Raw genomic sequence first — 19194 nt, forward strand, 5'->3', positions numbered from 1 at the left:
CTCGCGAAGACCTCGGCCACCATAAACCCCGTGGCGAGGGAGCTTGCTCCCGCTGGCCTGCGCAGCAGGCCCCTGCATTTCTTCAGGCAGACCGCAGTAGCCTATTTACGACTGCTGCGCAGCCGAGCGGGAGCAAGCTCCCTCGCCACGGGGGGCTGCGTCCGCTTAATCCGTCGTACTCGCCGTCAGCACACCCAGGGTCCGGCGCTCGGGATTCCAGATGCTCAGGCACCACACCCCCCACCACTCCAGGCCATCATCGAAATAGTCGCTCCAGGGATCCCGGGCGGGATCGGGCTCGTCGCTGGCTAATCCGTTGAAGTTGAAGTTTTCGACCCAGTCCAGCACCACCACGCCGCTATCCGGCACAAGCCCCAGCAAATCGAGCCACTCTTTGAACAACGCCTGGGGCGTGTCGTTGATGAAGCGGGTGCTGTAGGGCGGCTCGCAAAACGCGTCGTACAAGGCATAGGCTTGCGGGTTGCGTTCAGTCTTTCCCGTGCGCATGAGCCGAATGACCTGGTCCTGACCCAGCGCCTTGGGAACGGCCTTGCTCAGGTCCCAGCGCATGCTCGGTGGGGCGATATCGGCATAGCGCGGATCAAGGCGCAGTTGGCGATCACGCTCAAGCCATTGCGCCTCGATGTACTGGAACAGCCGGTCCACGACCTGGCGGTGCAGCGACTGATCGACGATTGCATCCGCCTCGGGAGCAAGTACCAGGAATTCGAAAGCACAACCGGCCGCCTCCATTCGCTGGCGCAACGCTTCACTGGCTGCCTGCTCGACAATACTCAAAATGCTGGCTCCGCTAACCTTTCACGCACACGACCTGACGCAGCGTATGCAGCACTTCGACAAGTTCACGTTGTGCATGCATTACCTTGTCTATGTCTTTGTATGCCATCGGAATTTCATCAATCACCGCAGCGTCTTTCCGGCATTCCACATGGGCGGTCGCGCGGACCTGATCCTCGACGCTGAAACGCCTTTTCGCCTCGGTCCGGCTCATGACCCGGCCGGCACCGTGGCTACACGAACAAAACGATTGCTCGTTGCCCAGGCCGCGCACGATAAAACTCCTGGCGCCCATTGAACCGGGGATGATACCCAACTCGCCTTTCCTGGCCGACACCGCGCCCTTGCGTGTTACCAGTACGTCGTGTTCGAAGTGTCGCTCTTTCTGCACATAGTTGTGATGACAATTCACCGCTTCCAGCGCCACTTCGAACGGTTTGCCGATGACCTGCCGGGCGGCGCGTATCACCGCGTCCATCATCAAAGCCCGATTCTGCCGGGCGAAATCCTGGGCCCAGCCCACCGCTTCGACATAATCGTCGAAATGCCGGCTGCCCTCCTCGAAGTAGGCCAGGTCACGGTCCGGCAGATTGGCGAGGTGCTGGCGCATGTCGGCCTGGGCCAACTGGATGAACAGATTGCCGATGGCATTGCCCACGCCCCGGGAGCCGCTGTGCAACATGAACCAGACCCGGTTGGCCTCATCCAGGCACACTTCGATGAAATGATTACCGCTGCCCAGCGTACCCAGATGCTGCCGGTTGTTGGTCCGGGCCAGCTTCGGGTATTTGTCGGTAATCGCCTTGAAGCGCGCGGCCAGCGCGACCCACGCCTGGTCAGCCTCGCGTGGGACATTGCTCCAGGCGCCCTTGTCGCGTCCGCCATGGCTGAGACTGCGCCCATGGGGCACGGCTTTTTCGATAGCGCTGCGCAGGGCCTGGAGGCTGTCCGGCAAATCGGCGGCATCGAGCGAAGTGCGCGCGGCGATCATGCCGCAACCAATATCCACCCCCACCGCCGCCGGAATGATCGCGCCTACGGTGGGGATGACACTGCCGATGGTCGAGCCCTTGCCCAGGTGCACATCAGGCATCACCGCCAGGTGTTTGAAAATGAATGGCATTTTTGCCGTGTTCAGCAATTGCTGGCGAGCTTCGGCCTCCACCGGCACGCCCTGGGTCCAGAGTTTGATGGGCTTGCCGTTGGCGACTTCCAGCAGTTCGTAGGTTTTCTCGTGCATGGTCGCGGTTCTGTTCAATGACGAGCCGCGCTTGATTGCCGGCTCACAATTTCGACACTGGGCATGAACGCAGATTCAGCGAGGATTTGTCGAATGCGGTTGCGTGTCTGGATGTGGCGAGCCGGAAATAAGACGATGAAAATGGACCTATTCGCCTGAAAATTGATCCCACTACGTGAGGAGCGTCCCGAACGGTACCAAACGGTGCCGTCCCTGGGATTTCAAAAGAGCGTGAATACCGTTGCCCCAGCGGGGCAAAAATTGCGCATCATAGGCGCCGTCCGCTCAAGGGAGATTTACATGCGTGCGATTTTTTCCGTCATGCGTCTTGCCGCGCTGTCGCTGGGGCTGACGTTCGCCGTCAGTGCGGTAGCCACCGAAGAGACGAAACTGGTCGAGTCCATCAACCTCTACCGCAGCCAGTCCCAGAGCTGCGCCGGCCAGGCGTCCCTGGAGCTGCCGCCGCTGGCGATGGATTCGCGGTTGATCCTGTCGGCCAATGGCATCGGCGATCTGCAACAGGCGTTGGCCCGGGCGGCCTATCCGATGGTCAACGTGCAAGCGATCAGCCTGTCCGGGCCGCGCGACGCGCAAGCGGCGATGAAGGCCGTGCAGGAAAGTTTCTGCCAGGTCGTGCTGGACCCGCAGTTCATTGACGTCGGTGTCAGCCGACTGGACCGCGAATGGCGCATCGTCCTGGCTCGCCCGCTGTTGTCGGCGCGACTGGGCGATTGGCAAGCCGAGGGCCAGAAACTGCTCAAACTCATCAACAGCGCCCGCGCGCAACCGCGCCGCTGCGGCACCGAGGCCTACACCGCGACCACTCCGCTGGCCTGGAACGCCACCCTGGCCCTGGCGGCGGTAAATCACACGCGCGCCATGGCCAACAACAACTTTTTCGACCACAAGGACCGCGATGGCCGCACGCCCGGCGACCGCGCCGAACTGGCCGGCTACCTGGGCCAGGCCATCGGCGAAAACATCGCCGCCGGGCAAGACACGGCTTTGAAAGTGGTGGACGGCTGGCTGGCCAGCCCCGGGCATTGCGCCAACCTGATGAACCCGCAATTTCGCGAACTGGGAGCCGGGTATGCGGTGGACCCGAAAAGTGATGCGGGGATCTACTGGACGGCGATGTTCGGTACTCAATGACCGGTGCTGACCGGGCTTGCGCCTTCGCGAGCAGGCTCGCTCCCACAAAGGGTCCGGGTGAACGAAGAACCCGCGTGCGCCGCAATCAATGTGGGAGCGAGCCTGCTCGCGAAGGCGGCAGACGGCCCCACATCAAGCGCCCGCCTCACCCCCCCGCAAAACCCGCCGCACATGTCCCATGAACTGGCTCAACGACGGCGATTGTGCCACCGGCTTGCGCTGCAACAGCCCGATCGAACGCTTGGCCGGCTGATCGATTGGGGTTACAGCGCACTGTTCGCCGATGTTGAACACCGCTGTGCAACTGGCCGGCAACAAAGAGAATCCCAGCCCTTCACGGACCAGCGCCGTGGCCGTGCTCATATGTGCCACCTCCCAGGCTGGGATTGCATCCACGTTCAAATAGCGCAGCGCCGCGTCAGCCAAAGGCCGGATGCTCGTGTCAGGCGTCAGGGCAATGTAGGGCTGGTGCGTCCACTCATCCTGGCCGTCACCCTGCGAGCGCTTGTGGCTCAGCAGTACCAGATTGTCATCCAACAGGCGCTCGAAGCTCAGTCCGGACAGGTCGTCAGGCAGCGAACTGATGCCGGCGTCTACCTCGCCGCGCTGTACCCAGCCGAGGATCTCTCCGGCGCGGCCATCCAGCAGGCTCACCGTCACACCGGGGTTTTCACGCTGGAAAGCAGCCATGGCGATCGGCAGAAACGACGCGGCAGCCGTGGGCAAGGCCGCGAGCCGAAGCGTGCCGCGACTCAGGCTCAAGGTGTCGCGAGCATCGCGCACGGCATCGTCCATGTCCCGCAGCATGCGCCTGGCCTGGGGCAGGAAATGCTCGCCGGCTGGCGTCAACTCGACGCTGCGGGTATTACGCGCAAGCAGCTGCAACCCCATGCTCTCTTCCAGTTTGCGGATGCTGTAGCTCAGCGCCGGTTGTGACAGATGCAGCTGTTCCGCGGTGCGGGTGAAGCTTGAAGTCTCGGCGATGAGGATGAAGGCTCGAAGCTGTCGGAAAGAAACGTTCATGACCGGCTCATAAAATTACTGGATCAATTGATTCTATCTTTAAAATTCACAGATTAATTCTGTCTCTCCACTATGGGGCCACCCTTCAGTGGAACACGAACATGACAAAAACAATTCTCGTCGGGTGTGGCGCAGGTTTTGCCAATGATCGGCCCGACGCCGCGCTACGCCTGGCCCAGGACCTGGCGCAACGCAGCGGCCAGCGCTACATCATGCTGGAGCTGCTGGCTGAACGGACCCTCGCCGAGGCGCAATTGCGCAAGCGCCTCGATCCACGGTCGGGCTACTCCGCGCGCCTCTTCGACTTCCTCGAACCCATGCTGGACATTTGCATCGAAGCCGGCATTGCGATCATCACCAACGGCGGCGCAGCCAACCCCAGGGCCGCCGCGCAACGGTTGCGCGACGAATTGGCCGGCCGTTTCCCGGCGCTGAAAATCGCCTGCGTACTGGGCGACGACCTGCTCGAAGAAACGCCTCCGCGCTATGAACAATGGCTGTCGTCGAGTACCGATGAACAGCCTGTTTCGGTGAACGTCTACACCGGGGCCGACGGCATCGCCTTGGCACTGGCCGAGGGCGCTGGCATCGTGCTGTGCGGCCGGGTTGCGGATCCGTCCCTGGCGGTAGGCGCGATCCGCCATGGGTTGGGTTGGAAGGCCGATGATTGGCAAAAAATGGCCGTCGCGACCGCCGCCGGACACCTGCTGGAATGCTGCGCCCAGGTCACTGGCGGCTATTTCGCCCATCCCGGAGTGAAGGACATCCCGGATCCGGCCAACCTCGGCTGCCCGATCGCCGAAATTCACCAGGACGGCCGCTTGATCATCGGCAAGACGCGCAACAGCGGCGGACGAGTCAGCGAGCAGACCGTCAAGGAGCAATTGCTTTACGAAGTCCATGACCCGCGACGTTATCTGACGCCGGACGTCGTGCTGGATCTGGGCGCGGCCCACGTACAGGACCTGGGAAACGACCGGGTGGAAGTCACTGGCGTGATCGGCCATCCGCGCCCAGACACCCTCAAGGGCCTGGCGGGGATGCGCGGACTCTGGTTCGGCGAGGCCGAGATTTCCTATGCAGGCCCCGGTGCCGTGGCGCGTGCCGCCCTGGCGCGCGACATCCTGCTGCAGCGTTTCGATCGTTTGGCGCCTGGTGTACAGCCCTGGATCGACCTGTCGGGAATCGCCAGCCTGTTCAACGACCAGGGTGGCCGTTATCTGCAAGAACAACTGGCCCAGGCGCCTTTGCTGGAGGACGTGCGGGTGCGTATCGGCCTGACCCACACCGACCGATCGCTGCTCGAAACCCTCTTGGCAGAAGTCGAGTCGCTCTACACCAACGGACCGGCTGGCGGCGGTGGCGTCCGGCGCCACCTCGCGGAAGCCGTTACCACCCGCAGCTTCCTGCTGCCGCGTGATGAAATCCATACAGCTCTGGAGTGGTACTGATGAGCCTGGTAACCCTCGCCGACTTCGCCCACGCCCGTGCCGGCGATAAAGGCAACATCCTCAGCATCGCGGTATTTCCCCACGACCCGGCCCATTATCCCTGGCTGCTCCGGGTGCTGACCTGCGAGCGCGTCGCCGAGCAGTTCGCGACGCGCCAGCCCTCCAAGGTGCATCGCTATGAACTGCCGAACCTGAAGGCGTTGAACTTTGTGCTCGAGGACGCCCTGGAAGGCGGGGTGAATCGAAGCTGCGGTCTCGACCGCCATGGGAAAAGCCTGAGCTACCTGCTCCTGGCCGTGCGCCTGCCGGGACCGGAAGACTGACCGACTCGCCGCCTGCAACACCATCCGACAACAATAAAAAGAGAGGCTGCAACATGATTACAACCCTGGGTTTCCTGATGATGCTTGCCATTATCGGGCTGATATTGCTGCGCCGGATCAGTCCGGTGGTGGCGTTCACCACCCTTCCCGTGGTCGTCTGCCTGCTCGCCGGCTTCAACCTCGCGCAGATCGGCGAGTTCATCAAGGCCGGCCTGGTCACCGTCGCGCCGACCGCCGCGCTGTTTCTGTTTGCCATCCTGTTCTTCGGCATCATGCGCGACCGTGGGCTGTTCGATCCTCTGGTCAACCTGTTGATCCGCAGCACGGGCGGCAAGCCCCTGGCGGTGGCGCTGGTTACCGTTCTGGTGACTTCAGTGGTGCATCTGGACGGCGTCGGCGCCGCGACGTTCCTGTTGACGATCCCGGCACTGCTGCCCTTGTACAAGCGCCTGAACATGAGCCCGACGATGCTGTTGTGCCTGGTGGGTACCACGGCCGGGGTCATCAACATGGTGCCCTGGGGCGGGACGACTGCGCGGGCCGCTGCCGTGTCGGGGCTCGATGCCACCGAGCTGTGGCTGGGGTTGCTGCCGGTGCAGATGGTGGGCCTGGTGTGCATGCTCGGGGTGGCGACGATACTGGGGTCGCGCGCCCAGCGGCGCCAACCGATGTCGCTGGGCGCGGCCGCGACGCGTGACATGGACGACCTGCAAATGCAAAGCCGCGAATTCAGTCTGTCTCCCCGGCAGCTGCGCTACTGGCTGAATGTGGCCCTGACCGGCGGCATTCTGCTGTGCCTGTTTACCGGTATCTTTCCGCTGTACGCCTGTTTCATGGTCGGATTGGGCATCGCCCTGCCCTTGAACTTCCCATCCCTCGACGCCCAGGCCGAACGCCTCAAGGCCCACGCGTCCGATGCGTTGCAGATGGTTCTGGTGATGATGGCCGCCGCCGTGCTGCTGGGCGTGCTCTCCGGAGCGAAGATGTCAGACGGCATGGCCTTGGCGCTGATCGACATCCTGCCCGCCGGTGCTGCCCAATACCTGCATGTGATTGTCGGGTTTTTCGGCGTCCCCCTTGGAATGATCTTCTCGCCGGACGCCTACTATTTCGCCCTGCTGCCAGTGATCAAGGACGTCGCCATCGCCGCTGGCGTTCCTCTCGAAGCGGTGGCCAGGGCCATGCTGATCGGTGAGAACACCGGCTTCTCCATCAGCCCGGTGGTACCCAGCGTGTATCTGGCCCTGGCACTGTCCGGCGTAGAGTTGCGCAAGCACATGGCCTACACGTTTTTCTGGGCCTGGGGCGTCAGCCTGGTAATGCTCGCCTTTGCCGTGGCAACCGGGGCTGTTCAAGTGTGAAACTCAAGGGTGGGCTTGGAAGATCAGCGACCGATGTACCCCGGAGCCCGCCCTCACCCCATCGCCAACGGCCAGCGCGACCGAGCCGAACGGCATGGCCGCATCGCCGCAGGCAAATATGCCCGGCACGCTGGTTTCCCGGGTCATCGCGTCGCTTTGGATGAACGCGCCAAGCGGACCCTCTTCAAACGCGCAGCCCAGGGCTGCCGCGAGTGGACTGGCAACCCGCGTACGCGGCAAGACGAACAGGCCGTCGATGGCGACCACCCGACCGTTGGCCAATACCACGTCGGCCCGCTCGCCTTCGATACGCGCCACTCGCTCGGTCACCACGGTGACGCCACGCTGATCGAGGCTCGCTTGTTGCTCCGGATCAAGCGCCAGCACGCCATTGGTGAAGAACGTCGTCGGCCCCCAGTCGGGCAGCATCTGGGCGTGGTGCAGTGACATCGGCGAGGTTGCGAGAACGCCGATCGGCCCTTGGTCCAACTCGTAGCCGTGGCAATACGGGCAATGGAAAACGCTTTTGCCCCAGCGCTCAGTCAGCCCGTGCACGTCGGGCAAGTCATCAATCACGCCTGTGGCCAGCAACAGCCGGCGAGAACGGTAACGCAGGCCGTTTGCGGTCTCGACAATAAAAGCTTCGGCATCCCTGCTGGCTTGGGTCGCGGTGTCGCGAACCCATTCAACCGTCGGGTACGCCATGAGCTGAACATGGGCGTCGCCGGCTATATCGCCTGGGGCACGACCGTCCTGCCCGAGAAAACCATGGGATGTCGCGGCGAAGCGGTTGCGACGCTCACCCGCGTCGATCACCAGCACCTTGCGCCTGGCGCGGGCCAGTTGCAGACCCGCGGACATACCGGCATAGCTGCCGCCTGTAATGATGACGTCGTATTCCATGGGCGATCTCCAAGAGTGGTTTCGATGGGTACGGCAAGTCTCGACACATCGTAAGTTTCTTGAAAAGCCACTGTCAACAGTCTCGTAACTTTTGCGATTACGGGTAATACTCACCCCCGTCCCAGTCATGGAATCTGTCAGCCCGATGAGAAACGACACACGCCTGTCCCGCATGCTCCATGTATTGATCCACATGGAGCGCCACCAGCAATCCGCCACCTCCGACACCCTCGCGCAGATGCTCGGCACCAACCCGGTGGTCGTGCGCCGGACCATGGCATTGCTCAAGGAACAGGGTTACGTCACGTCGGAAAAAGGCCATCGAGGTGGTTGGGCCCTGGCTAAGCCGCTCTCGGAGATGACGCTGCTGGATATTCATCAAGCGTTGGGCAGCACATCGATCTTTGCGCTTGGCCTGTCGACCGACCACCCGCAATGCCTGGTGGAACAAGCGGTGAATGCGGCGCTGACGGACGCCTTCGACGAGGCCCAGGCGTTGCTGCTCAAGCGTCTGGGCAGCATTACCCTGGCGCAGTTGGCCGAGGATTTTGATGCGCGGTTTCGGGGCGCCCACGAGGTCGAGCCTCACCACTGATCCCTGTGGGAGCGAGCCTGCTCGCGAAGACGGCAGCACATTCGGCATTTAAGCAAACTGACACAACGCTTTCGCGAGCAGGCGCTCCCACAGGGGGGGCGAGCCTGCAAATGAAAACGCCGCTCAATGAGCGGCGTTTTTGTACCTCACCAGACAGCGTCCGGTTTACAGCGCCATGTCGGCCGCTGGGTTGGCCTCGCGAGGAGCAGCCGGTTGGGCCGGTGCTACCGCGGTGCCTGGCTTGCCGATAGCCGGTGGCGGGTCCAGTTGCAGGACTTCGCTGGTGTAGGCCCATTCCTGTGCGACACGCTCAGGATTGTCGTTCAGCTTGGTGCCGTAGCTCGGTACGATCTGGCGCAGTTTTTCCTGCCAGGCCGGGGTGGCTACCTTGTCCTTGAAGACCTTCTCAAGCACGCTCAGCATGATCGGTGCAGCGGTCGAGGCGCCTGGCGAGGCACCCAGCAGACCGGCGATGCTGCCGTCCTGGGAAGCGACGACTTCGGTACCGAGTTTCAGCACGCCGCCCTTCTCTTCGTCACGCTTGATGATCTGCACGCGCTGGCCGGCTTGCCACAGGCGCCAGTCTTCCTGCTTGGCGTCCGGGAAGTATTCCTTCAGCGCGTTGAAGCGGTCCTCATCCGACAGCATCAGTTGGCCGGCAAGGTATTCAACCAGTGGGTACTGTTCGATACCGACCTTGGTCATCGGCCACACGTTGTGGGTCGTGGTGCTGGTCAGCAGGTCGAAGTACGAACCGTTCTTCAGGAACTTGGTGGAGAACGTGGCGAATGGGCCAAACAGGATCACGCGCTTGCCGTCGAGCACACGGGTGTCCAGGTGCGGAACCGACATCGGTGGCGCGCCAACCGAAGCCTTGCCGTATGCCTTGGCCAGGTGCATCTGGGCGACGGTCGGGTTTTCGGTTACCAGGAACGAACCGCCCACCGGGAAACCGGCGTATTCACGGGCTTCCGGAATGTCCGACATCTGCAGCAGGTGCAGCGCGCCGCCACCGGCACCGATGAACACGAACTTGGCGTCGGTCTCGGTTTCGGTACCGTCTTTCAGGTTCTTGTACGAAACGCGCCAGGAGCCATCCTCGTTGCGAGTGATGTTTTCCACTTCGCTGGACAGCTTGAGCGAGAAGTTCGGCTTGGTTTGCAGGTGGGCAGCGAACTGGCGGGTGATTTCGCCGAAGTTCACGTCAGTACCCAGCGGGCTCCAGGTGGCCGCGACTTTCTGGCTCGGGTCACGCCCTTGCATCATCAGCGGAACCCACTTGCTGATCTGCGCAGGGTCTTCGGAATACTGCATGCCGGCGAACAGCGGGCTGGCCTGGAGAGCGTCGTAGCGCTTCTTCAGGAATGCGATGTTCTCGTCACCCCACAGGAAACTCATGTGCGGTGTGGAGTTGATGAACGAGCGCGGGTTCTTCAGCACGCCGTTCTTGACCTGCCAGGACCAGAACTGACGGGAAATCTGGAAGGCTTCGTTGATTTCGATAGCCTTGGAGATGTCGACCTTGCCGTTCTTGTCTTCCGGCGTGTAGTTCAACTCGGCCAGGGCGGAGTGCCCGGTACCGGCGTTGTTCCAGCCATTGGAGCTCTCTTCGGCAACACCGTCCAGGCGCTCGACCATTTCCATGGTCCAGCCCGGCTCCAGCTCATTGAGCCAGACGCCGAGGGTCGAACTCATGATGCCGCCGCCAATGAGCAAGACATCCACTTTTTTCGGCTCGGCGGCGTGCGTGGTCGCAAGACCCATCGCCATCGCCAGGCCCAGCAGCGCCGTATGTGTTTTCTTCAACATGTGTGTATCCCTAGGGTGGAACGCCATTCCGTCCCCCAATCCTGTTCGAGCAGGGTCCGCACCCATGCCGGCATGGCCAGCGGGCGGGGATCGATGGACTGGAGGAAGGACCTACAGGGGCCGAGCAATATCGGCCTCACATTTATGTCTCTCCGGCGCTGACTTCTTGTAGGTCTTGGCTTCAGCTGGGTGAGGGACACTGCAAAACGGTCTGGATCGGGCCTGCCAAGGCCGTGCCCGATTGTCGCAGCGGGGGGAGTTTACAGAAGGAAATAAGCAGACCGAAGCGCATTTTTGCATTCAAGGTAAAAACGCCGACCAAATGACGGCGTTTTAATGGCTCGGTTGCGCGCCGTGGATACGCGCTCCGCCCCGAAATCAGAGGTACTTGAGGATCGCGATGTCGCGCCGACGTTGTTTCAACGCTGCGAACCAACGCGTTGGAAAAAACAGGACGACGCTCAACAACACGCTCCACAACCAGACCATCGGCAAGTGATCGAAGCCGAAATAAGCGCCCTGATTGGTGCCCCAGATAAACACTGCCACCAGATACATGGCCTTCAGCACGTACAGGTGCAGCAGGTAGAAGAACATCGGCGCGCCGCCATAGATGGCCAGAATCGCGATGCTGCCCTTCTCCTGGGCTTTTTCGAAAAGCGCCAGCAGGATCAGGCCCACCGCCAGCGTCGGCATCAGGAACATCAGCGACGGCGGGTACTTCGTCGCGCTCATGAAACTCATGAAGGTGCGCAGTGCATCTCCGGTCTGGACCCAGGGTTTGTCACCGTAGACGTTGAGATAACGGATAAACACGAACGCCACCAGCAAGCCGATGCCGACCTTGAGCAGGCGCCGCACTCGCGTGGCCGCTTCGATGTCCTTGCCGAACCATGGCCCGATCGCCCAACCCAGCAGGATCACGCCGATCCATGGCAACACCGGGTAGGTGGTGCGTGCCCGGGTGAACTCGGTGATCTCGATGAACGACCGCTGATGAAGAATCGACCACGGCACAAAAAACGGCGAGTCCGGCCCCAGCACCACACCATCCAACAGGTTATGCCCGGCAACGATGGCCACGCCCAGCACGATCAGCCAGCTGCGTTTGAAGTGCAGCAACGCCGCCAGGGCGATCATGCAGATGCCGATGCACCAGATGACCTGCAGCCACAGAGTCTTCGGCGGAAACTCGGCGTTCCAGGCGAAACAGACGAACGTGAGCTCCAGGAACACCAGGAACAAACCACGCTTGAGCAGGAACACCGAAGTCTCGCTGGCGGTGTGTTTCTGGCTGTAGAGCCAGGCCGACAAACCGGTAAGGAAGATGAACACCGGCGCACAGAGCGTGCTGAGCAAGCGAGTGAAAAACAGGTCCGGGGTCACGCTCAATGCATCGATCGGGTCAGTGACCTGGCGGTGCAGCAGGAACGTTTCGCGGACGTGGTCGACCAGCATCAGCAACATGACAAAACCCCGCAAGGCATCGATGGCGAGCAGGCGCGTCGCGGTTGTTGCGGTACTGGAAGCGAGGGTTGGAGCGATGACAGCGGACGGGCTTGTCGCGCTTGGGGATAGGCTCATGGCGATACTCAGGAGTCGGGGGCTTTGCAGGATCAGGAATGAGAATTCCTGCCAAAAGAAAGAGGATAACATAACACAAAGTGTTGTTATCCATTCCGATGCCTTTGTGGGAGCGAGCTTGCTCGCGATGGCGGTGGGTCAGCCGGAACATGTTTGCCTGACACTCCGCTATCGCGAGCAAGCTCGCTCCCACAGGTTTAATTGAAGACCGACTACCCCAACAACTGGCTCAACACCGCCCGCAACTTGCCCGGCTTTACCGGTTTGTTGAGCAGCGGCGCATTCAGCTTGCGCAAGGCACGGCGGCACTGGTCGCTGCGGTCGGCAGTGATGATCACAGCGGGGATCGCTTGCTGGAAATGTTCGCGCAGGTGCTTGACCACCTCGCAGCCGACCACCCCATGGTCGAGGTGAAAATCCGCCAGGATCAGCTCCGGTGCGCGGCCTTGAAGCACATCGAAGGCGCCCGCTTCGTCGGTGGCGGTCAGCACTTCGCACCCCCACTGCCCGAGCAGTGCCGCCATGCTCTGCAAAATGCTCAGCTCATTGTCGATGACCAGTAACCGGCGCCCAGGCAACGGGTTTCCGGCGACGGCCTGAGCAGGCGCGTGGGTCAGGGGCAGTGGCTTTTCGGCAGACAATGGCACCTCGATGCTGAACACCGAGCCGCGTCCCGGTCGCGAACGCACCCGCACCCGGTAGCCGAGGATATGAGCGATACGCTCGACGATCGCCAGCCCCAGGCCGACGCCCTTGCGGTCCGCCGCGCGGCCGACATCCAGTTGGTTGAACTCGAGGAAAATCGATTCCAGGCAATCGTCGGCAATGCCCCTGCCCGTGTCCCAGACCTCCAGGCTCAAGCGCCCTCCCCGTCGCCGCGCCGCCAGGAGGATGCCGCCCTGGTCGGTGTAGCGACAGGCGTTGCTCAGCAGATTGCGCAGGATGCGGGTCATCAACCGCAGGTCGGTCAGCACCGCTTCATCGGCGAATCGCACGCGCAATTCCAGGCCCGCGGCGCCGGCCACCGATTGGAATTCCGACACCAGCGGCGCGAGCAGCTCATCCAGCCGATACGGCGCCGGGTCGGGTTTTACGGCGGCCTGGTCGAGCCGGGAAATATCCAGCAGGTCGGTGAGCAGGTCCTCGGCGCCTTCGAGCGCCTGGTGCGTGCGTTCCACCAGCAAATGCTCGGCTGCAGGCATCTGGCGTTCACGCAATGTAGCAATCAGCAACCGAGCGGCGTTGAGCGGTTGCAGCAGATCGTGGCTGGCGGCGGCCAGGTATTTGTCCTTGCTGCGGTTCGCGGCCTGGGCGGCGTCCCGGGCATCGCGCAGCTGTTGCTCGACCAACTCGCGCTGGGCGATCTGCTGTTGCAGGTTGTGGTTGGCCTCCAGCAACGCATCGGTGCGCTCCGCTACCCGTTGCTCCAGTTGGTCGTTGAGTTGCTGCAGATGCCGGCGGGCCTGTTCCAGTTCGGCGAGACGCGCCGCCAGCTCCGGGTAATGGCTCTTGCGCGTCGAATGATTGCCCAATCCCAGCAGCCCGGCGAGAGCCTTTTGCTGTTCGTCAGAGGGCTTCGCCATAGACGACCTCGACATCCCGCTGGCTCGACTCCCGTGGATTGGTAAGGATGCACGGGTCATGCATGGCGTGTTGCGACAGGAATGGAATGTCCGAGGTACTCACCCCATGCAAGCCGAGGGTTTCGTGGAAACCGATGGTGTGCTTGAGGGCAATCAGGTGTTCCACCAGCCGCGTGCGGATCTGTCGATGGTTGAGCCCGCGACAATCGATGCCCAGGGTTTCGGCAATCACCTTGAAACGCTCCGGCGCCGAGTTGTAGTTGAACGCCACCACATGCTCCACCAGCACTGCGTTGCACAAGCCATGGGGCAGGTCGAGGAAGCCACCGAGGCTGTGGGACATGGCATGCACCGCGCCGAGGATCGCGTTGGAAAACGCCAGCCCGGCCTGCATGCTGCCGAGCATGATTTTCTCGCGCAGGGCGACGTCGGCCGGGTTGGCGATCATCTGTACCAAGTGGGTGTTGATCAGGCGCATCGCCTCCAGCGCGTGAGGATCGGTCAACGGCCCGTGGCCGGTGGAGACGAACGCCTCGATGGCATGCACCAGCGCGTCGATACCGGTACAGGCCGAGAGGAACGGGTCCATGCTCAGGGTCGTCTCCGGATCGATCAACGACACATCCGGCACCGCCGCCTTGCTGACGATGGAAAACTTCATGCGCTCCTGCTGGTTCGAGATGATCACGAACTGCGACACATCGGCCGAGGTGCCGGCCGTGGTCGGGATCAGGATCAGCGGCGGGCTGGGTATCTGCAGGGTGTCGACGCCTTCGAATTCGAGGATGCTGCGACCGTGGGCGACGACGATGCCGATCGCCTTGCCACAGTCCATCGGGCTGCCACCACCGACCGCGACGATCACGTCGCAGTGGTTTTCACGGTACGTCTCGGCGCCGAGCATGACTTCCTCGACCCGTGGGTTGGGCGAAACGTCGCTGTAGATGCAGTAATCGATGCCCAGGGCTTGCAGGCTGGCTTCGACATCACCGACCCAACCGGCGGCGATAACCCCGGGGTCAGTGACCACCAGCACCTTGCGGGCGCCAAAGGTCTTGGCGTAGTTGCCGACATTGTGCCGGCAGCCGGCACCGAACATGATTTCAGGAGAAACGAACTTGCGCAGCGGGCTGAGGCTCATTTTTTCAGGGGGGCTCATCGGTAAGCCTATTGTTATTGTCGGGGGTACCTTGAGCCTAAAGCATCGCGCCGTGAATGCAATCCGACCAATGGGTAGCCCGGCCCGAACGCGTCGGGCCGGGCCGGCACTCATCGGTTGGCGAAGTACATCGTCACTTCAAAGCCGATACGCAGGTCGGTATACGCGGGTTTAGTCCACATGGGTCTTTCCTCTTCTTGTACCGGGCGATTCCGGCAGGTTCATTAATGCACGGGGGCGGCCTGGGGCCGAATGCTACTTTCGAAGGAGTGCACGGGGTGCGTTGGTATTAGCAACAGCGATTACCGTGGCGAGGGAGCTTGCTCCCGCTGGGCTGCGCAGCAGCCCCAAAAATAGCCGCTACACAGTCAATGCTTTGCCTTGAAGAAGGGGGCCGCTTCCGCGGCCCAGCGGGAGCAAGCTCCCTCGCCACAGGGCTCAGTCAATGGATGCGGCGAGGATCAGAAGAACCCCAACGGATTGACGTCATAGCTCACCAGCAGGTTCTTGGTCTGCTGATAATGGTCGAGCATCATCTTGTGCGTCTCACGCCCGACGCCGGACTTCTTGTAGCCACCAAACGCCGCATGCGCCGGGTACAGGTGGTAGCAGTTGGTCCAGACGCGTCCAGCCTTGATTGCCCGGCCCATGCGGTAGGCGCGGTTGATGTCGCGAGTCCAGAGGCCGGCGCCGAGGCCGAACTCGGTGTCGTTGGCGATGGCCAGGGCTTCGGCTTCGTCCTTGAAGGTGGTCACGCCCACCACCGGCCCGAAGATTTCTTCCTGGAACACGCGCATCTTGTTGTGGCCCTTGAGCAGGGTCGGCTGGATGTAATAGCCGCTCGACAGGTCGCCTTCAAGGCGTTCCGCCGCGCCACCGGTGAGCAATTCGGCGCCCTCTTCCCGGGCGATGTCCAGGTACGAAAGGATCTTGTCGTACTGCTGCTCGGACGCCTGGGCGCCGACCATGGTCTCGGTGTCCAGCGGGTTGCCGCGCTTGATCTGCTGGATCTTCTTCAGCACCACTTGCATGAATTCGTCGTAGATCGACTCCTGGACCAGCGCCCGGGATGGGCAGGTGCAGACTTCACCCTGGTTGAAGAACGCCAGCACCAGGCCTTCGGCAGCTTTTTCGATGAACGCCGGTTCGGCCTGCATGATGTCTTCGAAGAAGATGTTCGGCGACTTGCCGCCCAGTTCCACGGTGGACGGGATGATGTTTTCGGCGGCGCATTTCATGATGTGCGAGCCGACCGGGGTGGAACCGGTGAAGGCGATCTTGGCGATGCGTTTGCTGGTAGCCAGGGCTTCACCGGCTTCGCGGCCGAAGCCGTGGACGATGTTCAGGACGCCGGCTGGCAGCAGGTCGGCGATCAGCTCGGCGAACACGGTGATCGACAGCGGCGTCTGCTCCGCCGGCTTGAGCACGATGCAGTTGCCGGCCGCCAGGGCCGGGGCGAGTTTCCAGGCGGCCATCAACAACGGGAAGTTCCACGGGATGATCTGCCCGACTACGCCCAGCGGTTCATGGAAATGGTAGGCCGTGGTCAGTTCGTTGATTTCGGCGGCCCCACCCTCCTGGGCGCGGATGCAGCCGGCGAAATAACGGAAATGGTCAGCCGCGAGCGGTACGTCGGCATTGAGGGTTTCGCGCACGGCCTTGCCGTTGTCCCAGGTCTCGCTCACGGCAAGGAGCTCCAGGTTCTGCTCGATACGGTCGGCGATTTTCAACAGCACCAGGGAGCGATCCTGGACCGAGGTTTTGCCCCAGGCGTCGGCAGCGGCATGGGCGGCGTCGAGGGCCTTGTCGATGTCGGCGGCGCTGGAGCGCGGAAACTCGCCGATGACTTCGCCGTTGACCGGCGACGTGTTGGTGAAGTACTCAGCGTGGACCGGCGGAACGAATTCGCCGCCGATGAAATTGCCATAGCGCGGCTTGAAGGAAACGACGGCGCCTGGGGTTCCGGGTTGTGCGTAAATCATGATGGGCCTCTGCCTGGTCGATGCCTGTCGCGGGACAGGCGATAGGCCGATGGTAGAGAGCCCCGCGCGATGGACGAATGCGTCATTGGCAGGGGGCGCTCTCGTTATTTGGTCGTAGGTAATGCCGCGACTTACCGATAGATGGTGTTTTGTGTGGGAGCGAGCTTGCTCGCGATGAGGCCGGCACATTCAGCATTGATGTTGACTGATCGGCCGCCATCGCGAGCAAGCTCGCTCCCACAGGTTTTGCATTTACAGGGGATACAAATTCAGCTCAGCGCTTGGCCACCAGCTCTTTCGGCAACTTGAACGTCCAGAGCATGCCGCCCTGGTTGAAGTCCTTCACGCGCTTGGCCACTTCGCCGCCCCACAGCGGTACCGCGCCGCCCCAGCCGGAGACCACCGAGACGTACTGCTCGCCGTCCATCTCCCAGGTAATCGGCGAGCCGAGCACGCCGGAACCGGTCTGGAACTCCCAGACTTTTTCCCCGGTCTTCGCGTTGAAGGCTTGCAGGAAACCTTCAGGCGTACCGGTGAATACCAGGTTGCCCTTGGTGGTCAGCACCCCGCCCCACAGCGGCGCGAAGTTCTTGTGGCGCCAGACTTCCTTGCCGGTCTTCGGGTCGATGGCCCGCAGCACGCCGATGTAATCCTCGTTCAGTGGCTTGATGGTGAACCCGGCCCCGAGGAACGCCGCGCCTTTCTTGTAGGCGATGCCCTCGTTCCAGATGTCCATGCCCCACTCGTTGGACGGCACGTAGAACAGACCGGTGTCCTGGTTATAGGCCATCGGCATCCAGTTCTTCGCGCCGAGGAACGCCGGGGCGACGAACACCGAACTGCCCTTGGCTTCGCTGCCCGGTGCGCCCGGGCGGCTGGTGTCTACGTAGATCGGGCGCCCGTCCTTGTCCAGGCCCGAGGCCCAGGTGATCTTGTCGACGAACGGGAAACCACGGATGAACTTGCCATTGGTGCGGTCGAGCACGTAGAAGAAACCGTTACGATCGGCCGTCGCTGCCGCCTTGATGTCCTTGCCACCGTCTTTGTAGTTGAACGAGATCAACTCATTGACGCCGTCGTAGTCCCAACCATCATGTGGCGTGCTCTGGAAGTGCCACTTGATGGTGCCGTCGTCCGGGTTCAGCGCCAGGCGCGACGAGGAATAGAGGTTGTCGCCAGGGCGCAGGTGGGAGTTCCACGGTGCCGGGTTGCCGGTACCGAACAATAGGAGGTTGGTTTCCGGATCGTAGTAACCGCCCAGCCAAGGCGCGGCACCGCCGGTTTTCCACAGATCGCCGGGCCAGGTCTTGCCGGCCTCGCCGCCGGAAATACCATTCTCCACGGCCTTGCCGTCCTTGTAGACGTAGCCCATGTGGCCTTCCACGGTCGGCCGCGTCCAGAGCAGTTCGCCGTTTTTCGGGTCGAAGGCGCTGATCTGCCCAACTACGCCAAACTCGCCGCCCGCCACGCCGGTGATGAGCTTGCCATTGACGACCATGGGCGCGGCGCTGATGGAATAACCTTCCTTGTGGTCAGCGACTTTTTTGCTCCACACCACCTTGCCGGTGTCCTTGTTCAAGGCCACCAGCTTGGCGTCCAGCGTGCCGAAGAACACCAGGTCGCCATACAGCGCCACGCCACGGTTAATCACGTCGCAGCAGGGACGGATGTCGTCGGGCAGGCGCGCATCGTATTGCCAGAGTTTCTTGCCGGTACGTGCGTCCACCGCGAACACCCGCGAATAGGAGCCGGTGAGGTACATCACCCCGTCCTTGATCATGGGCTGGGCCTGCTGGCCGCGCTGCTTTTCGCCGCCGAACGAAAACGCCCAGACCGGCCGAAGGTCCTTGACGTTATTCACATTGAGCGTGTCGAGCGGGCTATAGCGCTGGCCCTGCACACCGAGGCCGTTGGTCACGACTTGCTGCGGATTTTTCGGGTCCTGGAGAATTTCCTGGTCGGTCACGGCGGCCAAGGCCGAGCCGGACAGCAGCATGGCACTGAGCAGCAGGCTCACGGCGAAGGATTGGCGACGTGCGGGATGAGTCATGACGGCTACCTCTGCGGTTATTGTTATACCCGGGAAATTTTCCCGGTCTGCCACAGATTCTTGGGCTCGGCGCCGTCGCCAACAATTGCCCGCAATGTTGAGTTTTCTAGTTCCTTGGTACATGTCCCCCGTGGGAGGGAGCTTGCTCCCGCTGGGGCGCGCAGCGGCCCTAAGATAGCCG

At 62.2% G+C, this 19194-nt stretch carries 16 protein-coding genes; 5 read left to right on the forward strand and 11 right to left on the reverse strand.

Annotation, left to right across the window (positions count from 1 at the left end; all coding sequences use genetic code 11):
* Nucleotides 1-165: 165 nt before the first annotated feature.
* Nucleotides 166-798: a hypothetical protein gene (locus tag J3P91_RS14840; RefSeq protein WP_434600863.1), complete on the reverse strand. Its 633-nt coding sequence runs from the start codon at nt 796-798 to the stop codon at nt 166-168.
* Between the two features lie 13 nt (nt 799-811).
* Complete coding sequence (locus J3P91_RS14845) at nt 812-2038, reverse strand: RtcB family protein (protein ID WP_434600864.1); 1227 nt, start codon at nt 2036-2038, stop codon at nt 812-814.
* Between the two features lie 300 nt (nt 2039-2338).
* Here J3P91_RS14845 and J3P91_RS14850 point away from each other — a divergent pair, with 300 nt between their 5' ends.
* Nucleotides 2339-3190, forward strand: a complete 852-nt coding sequence (locus J3P91_RS14850) for a CAP domain-containing protein (protein ID WP_305500875.1) — start codon at nt 2339-2341, stop codon at nt 3188-3190.
* Nucleotides 3191-3322: 132 nt separating this feature from the next.
* Here J3P91_RS14850 and J3P91_RS14855 read toward each other — a convergent pair whose 3' ends face one another.
* Nucleotides 3323-4213 (reverse strand): LysR family transcriptional regulator, encoded by an 891-nt coding sequence (locus tag J3P91_RS14855; protein ID WP_434600865.1) that lies wholly within the window; start codon nt 4211-4213, stop codon nt 3323-3325.
* A 101-nt stretch (nt 4214-4314) separates the two neighbouring features.
* On the opposite strand from J3P91_RS14855, the gene J3P91_RS14860 reads away from it, so the two are divergent.
* From J3P91_RS14860 to J3P91_RS14870, 3 genes are read left to right on the forward strand one after another with little or no spacing between them, the layout of a single operon-like run.
* Entirely contained in the window at nt 4315-5664 is a 1350-nt protein-coding gene (locus J3P91_RS14860; protein ID WP_434600866.1) for an acyclic terpene utilization AtuA family protein, read from the forward strand.
* Nucleotides 5664-5987 (forward strand): AtuA-related protein, encoded by a 324-nt coding sequence (locus J3P91_RS14865; protein ID WP_434600867.1) that lies wholly within the window; start codon nt 5664-5666, stop codon nt 5985-5987. The genes J3P91_RS14860 and J3P91_RS14865 overlap by 1 nt, the downstream gene beginning before the upstream one ends.
* 53 nt (nt 5988-6040) lie before the next feature.
* The gene (locus J3P91_RS14870; protein WP_434574031.1) at nt 6041-7348 is read left to right on the forward strand and encodes a CitMHS family transporter; all 1308 of its coding nucleotides are present in this window, start codon (nt 6041-6043) and stop codon (nt 7346-7348) included.
* A 3-nt stretch (nt 7349-7351) separates the two neighbouring features.
* Here the strand turns inward: J3P91_RS14870 and J3P91_RS14875 are convergent, their stop codons facing one another.
* Nucleotides 7352-8251, reverse strand: coding sequence for an NAD(P)/FAD-dependent oxidoreductase (locus tag J3P91_RS14875; RefSeq protein ID WP_434600868.1), 900 nt, complete (start codon nt 8249-8251; stop codon nt 7352-7354).
* A gap of 145 nt (nt 8252-8396) precedes the next feature.
* Between J3P91_RS14875 and J3P91_RS14880 the strand changes: the two genes are divergently transcribed.
* Nucleotides 8397-8846 (forward strand): Rrf2 family transcriptional regulator, encoded by a 450-nt coding sequence (locus J3P91_RS14880; RefSeq protein WP_434600869.1) that lies wholly within the window; start codon nt 8397-8399, stop codon nt 8844-8846.
* Nucleotides 8847-9011: 165 nt separating this feature from the next.
* Here J3P91_RS14880 and mqo read toward each other — a convergent pair whose 3' ends face one another.
* The 7 genes from mqo to J3P91_RS14915 all read right to left on the reverse strand — a co-directional run bounded on the left by mqo (nt 9012) and on the right by J3P91_RS14915 (nt 19013).
* Complete coding sequence (gene mqo, locus J3P91_RS14885) at nt 9012-10655, reverse strand: malate dehydrogenase (quinone) (protein ID WP_434574026.1); 1644 nt, start codon at nt 10653-10655, stop codon at nt 9012-9014.
* Nucleotides 10656-11033: 378 nt separating this feature from the next.
* Nucleotides 11034-12239, reverse strand: a complete 1206-nt coding sequence (locus tag J3P91_RS14890) for a DUF1624 domain-containing protein (RefSeq protein WP_434600870.1) — start codon at nt 12237-12239, stop codon at nt 11034-11036.
* Between the two features lie 212 nt (nt 12240-12451).
* Nucleotides 12452-13822 carry an ATP-binding response regulator gene (locus tag J3P91_RS14895; RefSeq protein WP_434600871.1) on the reverse strand — a complete coding sequence of 457 codons (1371 nt, stop codon included), beginning with the start codon at nt 13820-13822 and terminating at the stop codon, nt 12452-12454.
* Nucleotides 13806-14963: an alcohol dehydrogenase-like regulatory protein ErcA gene (gene ercA / locus J3P91_RS14900; RefSeq protein WP_434605149.1), complete on the reverse strand. Its 1158-nt coding sequence runs from the start codon at nt 14961-14963 to the stop codon at nt 13806-13808. Before ercA ends, J3P91_RS14895 begins: the two co-directional genes overlap by 17 nt.
* Before the next feature lie 128 nt (nt 14964-15091).
* Nucleotides 15092-15163 (reverse strand): pyrroloquinoline quinone precursor peptide PqqA, encoded by a 72-nt coding sequence (gene pqqA / locus J3P91_RS14905; protein ID WP_003243383.1) that lies wholly within the window; start codon nt 15161-15163, stop codon nt 15092-15094.
* 279 nt (nt 15164-15442) lie between these two features.
* A complete protein-coding gene (exaC, locus tag J3P91_RS14910) occupies nt 15443-16963 on the reverse strand; it encodes an acetaldehyde dehydrogenase ExaC (protein WP_434574020.1) in 1521 nt (506 codons plus the stop codon).
* Nucleotides 16964-17237: 274 nt separating this feature from the next.
* Nucleotides 17238-19013: a PQQ-dependent methanol/ethanol family dehydrogenase gene (locus J3P91_RS14915; RefSeq protein ID WP_434600872.1), complete on the reverse strand. Its 1776-nt coding sequence runs from the start codon at nt 19011-19013 to the stop codon at nt 17238-17240.
* Between the last annotated feature and the right edge of the window lie 181 nt (nt 19014-19194).

The sequence above is a fragment of the Pseudomonas sp. Z4-7 genome, from assembly GCF_051131965.1.
Taxonomy (GTDB): domain Bacteria; phylum Pseudomonadota; class Gammaproteobacteria; order Pseudomonadales; family Pseudomonadaceae; genus Aquipseudomonas.

Bases quoted from the DNA above. Each gene is read 5' to 3' on its own strand.
- J3P91_RS14845 (WP_434600864.1), bottom strand. From the start codon at position 2,038: ATGCACGAGAAAACCTACGAACTGCTGGAAGTCGCCAACGGCAAGCCC.
- J3P91_RS14850 (WP_305500875.1), top strand. From the start codon at position 2,339: ATGCGTGCGATTTTTTCCGTCATGCGTCTTGCCGCGCTGTCGCTGGGG.
- J3P91_RS14855 (WP_434600865.1), bottom strand. From the start codon at position 4,213: ATGAACGTTTCTTTCCGACAGCTTCGAGCCTTCATCCTCATCGCCGAG.
- J3P91_RS14860 (WP_434600866.1), top strand. From the start codon at position 4,315: ATGACAAAAACAATTCTCGTCGGGTGTGGCGCAGGTTTTGCCAATGAT.
- J3P91_RS14865 (WP_434600867.1), top strand. From the start codon at position 5,664: ATGAGCCTGGTAACCCTCGCCGACTTCGCCCACGCCCGTGCCGGCGAT.
- J3P91_RS14870 (WP_434574031.1), top strand. From the start codon at position 6,041: ATGATTACAACCCTGGGTTTCCTGATGATGCTTGCCATTATCGGGCTG.
- J3P91_RS14875 (WP_434600868.1), bottom strand. From the start codon at position 8,251: ATGGAATACGACGTCATCATTACAGGCGGCAGCTATGCCGGTATGTCC.
- J3P91_RS14880 (WP_434600869.1), top strand. From the start codon at position 8,397: ATGAGAAACGACACACGCCTGTCCCGCATGCTCCATGTATTGATCCAC.
- mqo (WP_434574026.1), bottom strand. From the start codon at position 10,655: ATGTTGAAGAAAACACATACGGCGCTGCTGGGCCTGGCGATGGCGATG.
- J3P91_RS14890 (WP_434600870.1), bottom strand. From the start codon at position 12,239: ATGAGCCTATCCCCAAGCGCGACAAGCCCGTCCGCTGTCATCGCTCCA.
- J3P91_RS14895 (WP_434600871.1), bottom strand. From the start codon at position 13,822: ATGGCGAAGCCCTCTGACGAACAGCAAAAGGCTCTCGCCGGGCTGCTG.
- ercA (WP_434605149.1), bottom strand. From the start codon at position 14,963: ATGAGCCTCAGCCCGCTGCGCAAGTTCGTTTCTCCTGAAATCATGTTC.
- exaC (WP_434574020.1), bottom strand. From the start codon at position 16,963: ATGATTTACGCACAACCCGGAACCCCAGGCGCCGTCGTTTCCTTCAAG.
- J3P91_RS14915 (WP_434600872.1), bottom strand. From the start codon at position 19,013: ATGACTCATCCCGCACGTCGCCAATCCTTCGCCGTGAGCCTGCTGCTC.